This window comes from Streptomyces sp. SID486 (genome assembly GCF_009865385.1).
Classification (GTDB): domain Bacteria; phylum Actinomycetota; class Actinomycetes; order Streptomycetales; family Streptomycetaceae; genus Streptomyces.
Map to the genome: position 1 here is coordinate 36,185 of NZ_WWJT01000212.1, position 10,728 is coordinate 46,912.

The following is a 10,728-nucleotide window of genomic DNA, read 5'->3' on the forward strand; positions in this document are numbered from 1 at the left end:
ACGGCGGCGGCCGGCCCTCAGTCGACCGCCCCGAGCCGTGCGTGGCGGGCCGCCACCAGCTCCAGCACCGTCCGCCAGTCCTCCAGCACGCCCGCGTCCAGGCCGGCCGTACGGGCCTCCTCGTCGGCCTGGCGCAGCCGCGGCAGGCCGTCGTCGGCGAGGCCCGGTTCCCCGCGCACCAGCCGCGCCACCCGCTCCCCGAGCAGGCAGCGCACCGCCTCGGCCGCGCCGAGCGCCCGGTGCGCCTCCTCACCCGGACGGAGCAGCGGCCCGATGCCCCGCACCAGGGCCGCGACCTGCAGCTCCTTGTCGGCGGGGCGGCTTCGGCGCAGCAGCGCCGCGGTCCGCAGCGCGTGCTGAGGCCGGGCGGCGTACAGCAGATCCATCAGCTCCTCGACGCTGCGCAGCTCCATGCGTCAGTCCTTCCGCGAGACAGCCGTTGCCGCGCCAGCAGACCATGTCCGCCTTGCCACCCGGCCAACGGCACCTGAACTGAACCGGATCCCGCCGACCGTCGCCCCCAAACTCGAAGAGGTGTTCGCCCAGGTAGGCCGAGTGGGTGATTCCATGCGTCGGGCGAGTGAGCGGCTTGTTTCAAAAAGCCCCATATTGAGGGGTATTGAGGGGCTGCTCGAAGCAAAGGGCTTACGGGTTGTTTGCATTCCCTATCGAGCGGATGCCTGCTCATTTGGTTAATCTGGAGCGGACGGACAACAGTACGGGGTCCCACCCACACCCATCGTCCGTCCCGGGGCGAGCCCGTCGACAGCGGCCTGCTCTGACCGAGGTACCGGCGCCACCGCGTCCGAACTGGCCTTCCATCCAGACCCGAGCGGGCGTCCAGCGCCGAAGCGCAGACTGTTCGGTACGCCCCGAGGGTGACCCGACACATAAGGAGTGCGCGGTGACACCGGAGAAGACGAATCGCGAGCAGCGCCCCGCGGAACACACGGAGCGCGTGGGCCGGCGGCCCGGAGAGCTCGGCAGCCTCGACGTGTGGGCCCGGTCCGCCCCGATCCGCCTCGCGGGGTACGAGGACGACCTGGCCGAGCCCCACATCCTGCCGAGCGTGGACTGACCCCCGGGGCCGGACCCGTCGCGATCGCGCACGCATGGGCGTGACAGACTCACGCCCATGCTGATCAGAGAAGCCGCGGCCGAGGACTGGCCGCGGATCTGGCCTTTCTGGCACCGGATCGTCGCCGCCGCCGAGAGTTACGCATGGGACCCGGAGACCACCGAGGAAGCGGCCCGCGACCTGTGGATGGGCCCGGCCAAGCGGGTCTACGTCGCCGAGGACGAGAGCGGAACGGTGGTCGGCTCCGCCTACCTCACCGCCAACTACGGCGGCCCCGCCGCCCGCGTGGCCAACGCCGGCTTCATGGTCGACCCCGACCGCTCCGGTCGCGGCATCGGCCGCGCGCTCGCCGGACACCTCCTCGCCGAGGCCAGGGCGCACGGCTTCCGCGCGATGGTCTTCAACGCCGTGGTCGAGACGAACCCCGCCGTCGGCCTGTGGGCCTCACTCGGCTTCACGATCCTCGGCACCGTCCCGGAGGCGTTCGACCACCCCCGGCACGGCCGCGTCGGGCTGCACATCATGTACCGCGCGCTGGACTGACGCCCCGCCTCACCGCCAGGCGGTCAGCGGCGCCGTCCGCCGCCAGGGCATCAGTTCCTCCAACTGCGCCGCCAGGTCCAGCAGGACGGCCTCCGCGCCCGGCCGGCCCACGAGTTGCACGGCGCAGGGGGCGCCCGAGGGCAGCGTGCCGGCCGGGACGGACATCGCGGGCCAGCCGGTCAGGTTCCACGGCGGCGTGAAGGGCGAATAGGCCGAGTCGGCGAGGACGTTGCGCAGCCAGCCGCGCTCGTGCCAGGGGCCGGCCTGCGGGGAACGGCGGGCCAGAGCCGGGGTGAGCAGCACGTCGTGCTCGGTGAAGAAGGGCGTCAGCCGGGCGCGCAGCCGCTCCCGGGCGGCACCGGTACGGACCGTGCCGTCGAAGCGGCGGCCCAGGGCGGCGTGCACCCGGGTCCGGCGGGCCAGCCGCGCCCGGTCCAGCCCCGCGGCGTCCCGCGCCGTCCCGGCCGTCCAGTGCTGCAGCGCGGTCACACCGAGGGAGAGCGGGTACGGCGGCTCGGCCCGCCGCACCCGGTGCCCGGCCCGGGCCAGTGCCCCGGCCGCCTGCCGCACCGCGGTCGTATACGGCCGGCTCACGCCCACCCCGGCGACCGGGCTGCGCAGAGCCACGGCGATCCTCCGGGGGCCGGGCTCCGCCGGGCGTGCGAACTCCGCGCCGGCGAGGACCCCCAGCATCAGCCGCGCGTCCTCCACGGTCGTGGCCAGCGGGCCGTTCTCCGCCATGCCGAACCAGTCGCCGTCGCCGATCCCCGCCGGCACCACCGCGTGCCCCGGCTTCAGCGTGACCAGCCCGCAGTTGGCGGCCGGGATGCGCAGCGAACCCATCCCGTCGTTGCCGAGCGCCAGTGGCACCAGCCCCGCGGCCACCGCCGCCGCGCTGCCACCGGAGGAGCCGCCGGCCGAGCGGGACGTGTCCCACGGATTGCGGGCGATGCCGTACGGGCCCTCCGTGGTGGCGAAGACGCACAGTTCGGGCACGTTCGTCAGGCCCACGACCACGGCACCGGCCGCGCGCAGCCGGGCCACCGTCACATGGTCCTCGGCGGCCGGCCCGTCCGAGGTGGCGGCGGAGCCGCAACGGCACGACTCGCCCCGCACCGCCAGGTTGTCCTTGACCGCCACCGGCACGCCCGCGAGGGGCAGTTCGGTCAGATCGGTACGGGCGCCCACCTCGTCGGCCTCGGCGAGCGCCGCCTCCGCCCGGACCTTCCGGAAAGCCCCGATCCGGCCGTCGAGCCGCTCGATCCGCTCGAGATGCCCGGCCACCACCTCCCGGGGCGTGACCCGCTTCTCGCGGACGGCGGCGGCGATCTCGGCGGCACTGCGGCCGGCCCAGCTGCTCACGGGCGCTCCTCGGGTAGGCGTCGGCTCCGCGCCCGCCGGCACCGGCTACCGGCCGGTACGCGTCAGGGCGCAGGGAGAACTCTGCACGGCGGCCCGGGGGTACGTCGAGAGGCGGTCCGCCGCCCGGCGCCCTGTCCGCCGGCCTCCCCGCGCACCGGAACCGCCCGCCGCCCGGCCCGCGGACCCGTCCGTCCCCGCCCCGGCGTGCGGACCCGTCCCCGCCCCGCCGAACGGCCGCGGACCCGCCCCTGCCCCCGCCCCGGCGGCGGCGCGGGTCCGCGGTCGTTCGGCGGGCGGGTGATCCCTCAAGTCGTCTCCCGCGAGCGCGCGTCGGCCGGTACGGCCCCGGTGCTGCCCCGGACCGTCAGGCGGGGCGTCGGCACGCGGACCGCGCGGGCCGAGCCGCCGTCCAGCAGGGCCGTCAGCTCGCGAGCCGCCGTACGGCCGAACTCCGCGCTGTCCCGGGAGAGCGCGGACAGCCACGGCTTGACCATGCGGCACAGGGCGGAGTCCTCCCAGGAGACGACGGAGACGTCCTGGGGCACGCGGCGGCCCAGTTCGGCCGCCGCCGTGGCCCCGGCCACCGCCATCACGTCGTTGTCGTAGATCAACGCGGTCGGGGGAGCGGCGGCGCCCAGCACCCGGCGGGTGACCGCGGCGCCCTCGGTGTCCGAGTAGTCGGTGGTCACGGAGCGGACCTCGGCCAGGCCCCGCCGCCCGGCCTCGGCGGCGAGGGCCCGGATCCGGCGCTGGGTGTGGGCGAGGCCGGGCAGCCCGGCGATGTGCACGATCCGCCGGTGGCCGAGGGCGGTCAGCTCGTCCACGACCGAGGCCATCGCGCCCGCGTCGTCCGCCCAGACCGTCGACAGCCCCGGGTGACGCTCGTCCGGCGCGCCCCCGATCACCACGGCCGGCAGTCCCAGCCCGTCCAGCAGCTCCGGGCGCGGATCGTCGGCGCGCGGGTCGACGACCAGCACGCCGTCCACCCGGTGCTCGGCCCACCAGCGCCGGTACACCGCGCACTCGTCGGCGACGTCCTGCGCCACCTGGAAGAGCAGGCCCAGGTGCCGCTCGGCCAGTACCTCCTGGATGCCGGAGACCAGCTGGAGGAAGAAGGAGTCGACGCCCAGCGTGTGCGCCGGGCGGGCAAGCACGAAACCGACCGTGGCCGCGCCCTCCCCGGACAGGGCGCGGGCGGCCGTGCTGGGCCGCCAGCCCAGCTGGTCGGCGACCCGGCGCACCCGGGCACGGGTGGCCTCGGAGACACCGGGGCGGTCGTTGAGCGCGAAGGACACGGCGCTCTCGGACACTCCGGCCCGCCGGGCGATGTCCTTCATCGTGGGCCGGCGGGCGGGGGACCGTCTGGTCGGCACGCTTCTCCCCCTTCCGGGAGGCTGCTCGCTAATGCGCTTGAGTGTCAAGACCCTAAAGCGCATTAGTACTTGCGGGCAACCGGGGGGTCCGACGCCTCTCACCTGGACTAATGAAATGCATCCCGCTTTAGCTCGGGCGAACTCATTGACTTACCCGGAAGGCTCCGGGCAAGGTCGCTGGCGCCACCGGAAGCCCGACACAGCAAGGGAGCCGTGTCCGTGCCCATGTCCCGCAGAGCCCTCGCCGCCGCCGCCGTCGCCCTCGTCCTGCCGCTGAGCGCCTGCGGCTCGGGCGGCGGCGACGGCGGCACCGCCGACGCCTCAGGAAAGGTCGAGGGCGACATCACCTTCCAGACCTGGAACCTGCGCGCAAACTTCAAGTCGTACTTCGAGGGCCTGATCGACGACTTCGAGGCGAAGTACCCCGGCACGCACGTGAAATGGGTCGACCAGCCCGCCGAGGGCTACGCCGACAAGCTCAGCGCCGACGCCGCCGGCGGTACCCTCCCCGACGTCGTCAACGTCTCCCCGGACCTGGTCGCCCCGCTCGCCCAGGCCGGCCTCGCCCTCGACCTCGACAAGGCCGCCCCCGCCTACCGGTCCGAGTACCTGCCCGGCGCCTGGGCCGGACACCAGGTGCCGGGCAGGACCGGCACGTACGCCTTCCCCTGGTACCTGAACACCGGGCCGCTCTTCTACAACAAGGCCCTGTTCGAGCAGGCCGGCCTGGACCCCGACCGGCCGCCGAAGACCTACGACGAACTCTTCGCCGACGCCCGGCGGATGGCCGGGAAGACCGGCGGCAAGGTCGCCACCCTCGCCAACGTGCCCACCATCGAGGACTTCGGCCGTTACGGCGTACCGCTCATGAACGAACAGGGCACCGGATTCGCCTTCAACGACGCCAAAGGTGTCGAACTCCTCACCAGGTACAAGGAGTTGTACGACGCCAAGGCGCTCGACCCGCAGGCGCTGACCGCCACCGGGGAGTCCGCCGGCAAGAAGTTCCTCACCGGCGCCGTCGCCATGAACCCCGGCAGCGCCCTGGACCTCGGCAACTTCAAGAAGAACGCGCCGAGCCTGTACCGGAACATCGGCATCACCGACCAGATCACCAGCACCGGGCACGTCAACATGTACGTGATGGGCGTCATGGTCAACTCCCGCACCAGGCACACCCCGGCCGCCGTCGCCTTCGCCCACTTCGTCACCGACGCGCGCAACCAGATGTCCTTCGCCCGGAAGGTCGCCATCTTCCCGAGCACCGCCGGCTCCCTCGACGACCCGTACTTCACGAAGGAGGACGGCACCGACGAGACCCGGGTGCGGATAGCCGCGGCCAAGTCGCTGAAGAGCGCCGTCAACTACACCCCCGTGCTGTTCAGTGAGCAGATGAAGACCGCCCTGCGCAACGAGGTCGCCAAGGCGCTCCAGGGCAAGGAGAGTCCGCGGGAAGCCCTCGACAACGCTGTCGAGGCCGCCGACCGGCTGCTCGGGCAGGGCTGACCCGCCGTGGCCGCCCCCTTGCGCATCAGGCGCCAACTCACCTTCACCCCCTGGCTGTTCGCCGCACCCGGACTGCTGGTCACCGGCGGTTTCGTGCTCTACCCCTTCGTCTCCACCCTGGTGAACTCCTTCACCGACCGCCGCACCCTCGTACCCGGCCGCTTCGTGGGCCTCGCCAACTTCCGGGAGCTGCTCCACGACGACATGTTCTGGACCGGCCTGCGCAACAGCGCCCTGTACGTCCTGGGCGTCGTCCCGGCCCTGGTCGTGCTGCCGCTGCTGCTCGCCCTGCTGGTGCGCAGGAACATCCCCGGGATCACCTTCTTCCGGTCCGCGTTCTACACCCCCGTCGTCGCCTCGATCGTCGTGGTCGGCCTGATCTGGGTGTGGCTGCTGGACGAACGCGGGCTGGTCAACTCCCTGCTGGAGACCGTCGGGATCGGCCGGATCGGTTTCCTCAGCGACCAGTGGCTGCTCCTGCTGAGCGCCATGACGGTCACGGTGTGGAAGGGCCTCGGCTACTACATGATCATCTACCTGGCCGCCCTCGCCGACGTCCCCCGCGAGCTGCACGAGGCGGCTGCCGTGGACGGCGCCGGACCCGTACGCCGCTTCCTGTGCGTCACCGTGCCCGCCGTACGGTCCACGATGGTCCTGGTCGCCGCGCTCTCCTCGGTCGCCGCCTTCAAGGTGTTCTCCGAGGTGTACCTGATGGCGGGCCCCAGCGGCGGGCCGGCCGGCGAGGACACCACCCTCGTCATGCTCGTGCAGCGCACCGGCACCGGCCTGACCGGCAGGGTCGGCTACGCCTCCGCCCTCTCCGTCGTCGTCTTCACCGTCACCGTCGCCCTGATGCTCCTCGTCCTGCGCGCCGACCGGAAGGAGGAGGCGTGAGCGTCCTGGAGAAGGTACGGCCCGAGCGGCCGGACACGGCCGTCGTGACACCGCGCGTCACGGACGAGCACGGCCGCCGCGTCCGGGCCGGCGAACTGGTCTGGCGCTACCTGCTGCTGCTCGGCGTCCTCGCCCTGACCGTCGGCCCGTTCCTGTGGCAGCTGTCCACCTCCCTCAAAGGCCCCACCGAGGACATCTACGGCTCACCGCCCAGGTTCCTGCCCGCCCACCCCACCCTGCACAACTACGCCCGCGTCGCCGACACCATCCCGGTCTGGGACTACGCCCTGAACTCGCTGAAGGTCGCCACCGCCAACGTCGTCACCAACTGCGCCGGTTCGGCCCTGGCCGGATACGCCCTGGCCCGGCTGCGCTACCGCGGCCGGCGTGCGACCACGCTCGTCTTCGTGCTGGCGATGCTCGTACCCGTCGAGGGCATCGTCATCGCCCAGTTCACCACCATGCGCGAACTGGGCCTGAACAACACGCTGATCGGCGTCGTCCTGCCCGGCGCCGTCGGCGCGATGAACGTCCTGCTGATGCGCAACGCCTTCCGCAACCTGCCCTACGAGATCGAGGAGGCGGCCTACGTCGACGGCGCCGACGCCTGGCAGCGGTTCCTGCGCGTCGCGCTGCCCTCGGTCAAGGGCACCCTCGCCGTCGTGGCGATCTTCGCCTTCATGGGCGCCTGGGACGACTTCCTGTGGCCGCTGATCGTGCTCAGCGACCCCTCCAGGTTCACCCTGACCATCGGCCTGAACTACCTGCACGGCACCTTCGCCAACGACGAACGCCTCGTCGCCGCCGGCACCGTGATCGCCGTCGCGCCGCTCATCGCCCTCTTCGCCTGCCTCCAGCGGTACTTCTTCCGCGGGGTCGGCGAGGGCGCCGTCAAGGGCTGAACGACGTCAGCCGCCTCCCGAGGACAGCTAGGACACCCATGCCCCCTGCCGTGCGCTTCGGCGTCAACTACACCCCCAGCGACGGATGGTTCCACCACTGGCTCGACTTCGACCTCGACTCCGTGCGCGCCGACCTGGACACGATCGCCGCGCTCGGCCTGGACCACGTCCGCGTCTTCCCGCTGTGGCCCTGCTTCCAGCCCAACCGCACCCTGATCCGGCCGCGCGCGGTCGACCAGCTCGTGGCCCTGGCCGACGCCGCCGCCGAACGCGGCCTGGACGTCAACGTGGACGGCCTCCAGGGTCACCTGAGCAGCTTCGACTTCCTGCCCGCCTGGACCCGCACCTGGCACCGCCGCAACCTCTTCACCGATCCGGACGTCACCGACGGCCAGGCCGCCTACCTGCGCACCCTCGCCGCCGCCCTCGCCGACCGCCCCAACTTCCTCGGCATGACCGTCGGCAACGAGGTCAACCAGTTCGCCGCCGGACCGCACCCGGACCCCGACCGGATCACCGCCGAACAGGCCGGACGGTGGCTCGAACGGATGCTGGCCGCCTGCGCCGAGGGCGCCCCGGGCCGCGTCCATCTGCACGCCTCCTACGACGCCGCCTGGTATCAGGACGACCAGCCCTTCACCCCCGGCCACTCCGCCCGGCTCGGCGCCGTCACCGCCGTGCACTCCTGGGTCTTCAACGGCACCGCCCAGCGCCACGGCCGCACCTCCGTACCGGCCGAGCACCACGCCGCCTACCTGGTCGAGCTGAGCAAGGCGTGGGCCGACGAGCCGCACCGGCCGGTGTGGCTCCAGGAGGTCGGCGCCCCCGCGCCGCTGGTACCCGCCGAGCACGCCGCCGCCTTCGCCCAGGCCACGATCACCAACGTCCTGGACTGCCCCGACCTGTGGGGCGTCACCTGGTGGTGCTCCCACGACGTCTCCCGCGGCCTCGCCGACTTCCCCGAACTCGAGTACTCGCTCGGCCTGCTGACCGACGAGCGGCAGCCGAAGGACATCGCGCGGGCGCTGGCCGAGGCGGCGCGCGCCCCCCGCCGCACCCCGCCGGTGCGCGGCACGGCCCTCGTCGTGCCCGCCGACGCGGCCCACCGCTCCCGCTGCGCGCCCGGCGGTGACGTCTACGACGCCTTCTTCCGGCTCGTCGCCGACGGCGCCCGCCCCACCACCGTGCTCGACACACGCGCCCACGACACGACCCACCTCGCCGCGCGCGGCATCACCGACGTCGTCACTTCCGACCAGGTACTCCCCACCCACCACGGAGGCACCCGCTCGTGAACCCCACCAGACGCACCGTGCTGATCGCCGCCACCGCCGCCACCACGGCCACGGCCGCCGCCGCCAGGGCCGCCGTCGGCCGCGCGCCCGCACCGCCCGCCCCGCGTGCCGCCGCCGCGACCCCGCCGTACGCCTCGTACTGGTACCCGGACTCGCTGCCCGCCGGGAGCCCCGGCCCCGGCATCACCTGGCGCGGCCTGAAGACCTGGCGCGCGGCCGACGACCCCGACCTCGCCTGCAACGCCGCCTCCGTGCCGCTCGCCCCCCGCTTCACCCCGACCCCGGCGAACACCACCGCCCGCGGTGGACAGGCCCGCGTACAGGCGCTCGTCTCCTTCGGGCCGACGTCGGGCAACCCCTCCCAGGGCTCGGCCACCGCCGACTACTACGCCCTCACCCACTGGGCCTACCTCGACGAGCTGGTGTTCTGGGGCGGCTCGGCCGGCGAGGGCCTGATCCTCGCGCCGAACGCCCCGGTCGTCGACGCGGCCCACCGGCACGGCGTCCCCGTCCTCGGGAACGTCTTCCTGCCCCCCGTCGCCTACGGCGGCCGGCTCCAGTGGACCCGGGACCTGGTGCAGAAGGACGCCACGGGCCACCACCCGCTCGCCGCGCAACTCGTCGCGGTGGCCGCGGCGTACGGCTTCGACGGCTGGTTCGTGAACGCCGAGACGAGCGGCGGGAACACCGCGCTCGGCACGGCCGTGCTGGCCTTCGTGAAGGAGCTGAGGGCGCTCGCGGCGGCCAGGGGACAGCGGGTGACCTGGTACGACGCGATGACCGTGAACGGCACGGTCAGCTGGCAGGGGGCCCTGGACAGTCAGAACCAGCCGTTCTTCCAGGCCGCCGACGACATGTTCGTGGACTTCCGGTGGAGCGCGGGCACGCTCGCCTCGTCCGGCACGAGGGCGCAAGCGCTGGGCCGCAGCCGGTACGAGCTGTGGGCCGGCGTCGACGTCGAGTCGAACGGCTCCGGTTCGTCCGTGGACTGGGACGCGATCGTGCCGGCCGGGAAGCCGCACGTCACCTCGATCGGCTTCTACCGGCCGGAGTGGACCCGCAACCACCTGCCCGCCGACCGGCGTGCGCCCGAGGACTTCCACGCGGCGGACGACCGGTTCTGGACCGGGCGGTCCCTGGACCCGTCGCGGCCCGACGCGAGCGACCCCTGGCGGGCGCCGGCGGTGTCCGTGGCGGACCGTTCGACGGTGACCTCGGTGCCGTTCGCGAGTACGTTCAACACGGGACACGGCTTGCGGTGGTACGAGGAGGGGGCCGTCACCTCGGACGTGCCCTGGAACCACCTCGGACTCCAGGACCGGCTGCCCTCCCGGCGCTGGGTCGTCCGCACGGCGGGGGAGCGCCCGGCGGTCTCGTTCGACTTCTCCGACGCCTGGCGGGGCGGCAGCAGCGTGCTCGTGGCGGGTGAACTGAGCCGGCCGGCGGTGCTGGACCTGTACGCGACCCGGCTGCCGATCGATGTGGACACGGTTGTCGACCTGACCTGCCGGAGCGAGTCGGGGGGTGTGAACGTCGAACTGGCCGTGGCGACGGCCGAACCGGGCACCGCGGGGGCGGCCCCGCCGTACACCCGTCTCCGCGGCCCCGCGGGAACCCGCGTGGACCCGGTCGACGGCTGGCGGACCGTGACCGTCCCGCTCACCGGGCTGTCCGGGACCGTCCACGCCCTCGGCCTGCGGCTCACCGCCACCGACGGCCCCGTGCGCTGGCGGCTCGGCGGCCTCGCCGTCCGCCCCGCCGGCACCCCGCCGCCG

Annotated in this window: 10 protein-coding genes; 7 read left to right on the top strand and 3 right to left on the bottom strand. The window is 73.4% G+C overall.

Translation table 11 applies throughout. The features are described 5' to 3' along the window. Positions 1–17: 17 nt before the first annotated feature. Complete coding sequence (locus GT045_RS10705; RefSeq protein WP_161334005.1) at positions 18–413, bottom strand: hypothetical protein; 396 nt, start codon at positions 411–413, stop codon at positions 18–20. A 491-nt stretch (positions 414–904) separates the two neighbouring features. Here GT045_RS10705 and GT045_RS38835 point away from each other — a divergent pair, with 491 nt between their 5' ends. Together GT045_RS38835 and GT045_RS10710 are read left to right on the top strand one after the other, a co-directional pair. Next, positions 905–1,078, top strand: a complete 174-nt coding sequence (locus tag GT045_RS38835; protein ID WP_345942605.1) for a hypothetical protein — start codon at positions 905–907, stop codon at positions 1,076–1,078. A 57-nt stretch (positions 1,079–1,135) separates the two neighbouring features. After that, positions 1,136–1,621 carry a GNAT family N-acetyltransferase gene (locus tag GT045_RS10710; RefSeq protein ID WP_161334006.1) on the top strand — a complete coding sequence of 162 codons (486 nt, stop codon included), beginning with the start codon at positions 1,136–1,138 and terminating at the stop codon, positions 1,619–1,621. Between the two features lie 9 nt (positions 1,622–1,630). Here GT045_RS10710 and GT045_RS10715 read toward each other — a convergent pair whose 3' ends face one another. Both GT045_RS10715 and GT045_RS10720 read right to left on the bottom strand, forming a co-directional pair. Next, the gene (locus GT045_RS10715) at positions 1,631–2,983 is read right to left on the bottom strand and encodes an amidase family protein (RefSeq protein ID WP_161289911.1); all 1,353 of its coding nucleotides are present in this window, start codon (positions 2,981–2,983) and stop codon (positions 1,631–1,633) included. 305 nt (positions 2,984–3,288) lie between these two features. Next, complete coding sequence (locus GT045_RS10720; RefSeq protein WP_161292032.1) at positions 3,289–4,356, bottom strand: LacI family DNA-binding transcriptional regulator; 1,068 nt, start codon at positions 4,354–4,356, stop codon at positions 3,289–3,291. 219 nt (positions 4,357–4,575) lie between these two features. On the opposite strand from GT045_RS10720, the gene GT045_RS10725 reads away from it, so the two are divergent. The 5 genes from GT045_RS10725 to GT045_RS10745 form a co-directional block, all read left to right on the top strand. Further along, positions 4,576–5,862 (top strand): sugar ABC transporter substrate-binding protein, encoded by a 1,287-nt coding sequence (locus GT045_RS10725; RefSeq protein WP_161334007.1) that lies wholly within the window; start codon positions 4,576–4,578, stop codon positions 5,860–5,862. Between the two features lie 6 nt (positions 5,863–5,868). Beyond that, complete coding sequence (locus GT045_RS10730) at positions 5,869–6,756, top strand: sugar ABC transporter permease (RefSeq protein WP_161334008.1); 888 nt, start codon at positions 5,869–5,871, stop codon at positions 6,754–6,756. Next, positions 6,753–7,658, top strand: coding sequence for a carbohydrate ABC transporter permease (locus GT045_RS10735; RefSeq protein ID WP_161334009.1), 906 nt, complete (start codon positions 6,753–6,755; stop codon positions 7,656–7,658). The genes GT045_RS10730 and GT045_RS10735 overlap by 4 nt, the downstream gene beginning before the upstream one ends. A 38-nt stretch (positions 7,659–7,696) precedes the next feature. Further along, entirely contained in the window at positions 7,697–8,953 is a 1,257-nt protein-coding gene (locus GT045_RS10740) for a glycosyl hydrolase (protein ID WP_202527715.1), read from the top strand. Beyond that, positions 8,950–10,728, top strand: a 1,779-nt coding sequence (locus tag GT045_RS10745) for an endo-beta-N-acetylglucosaminidase (RefSeq protein ID WP_161334010.1), incomplete at its 3' end; no start/stop codon positions are given. The genes GT045_RS10740 and GT045_RS10745, both read left to right, overlap by 4 nt.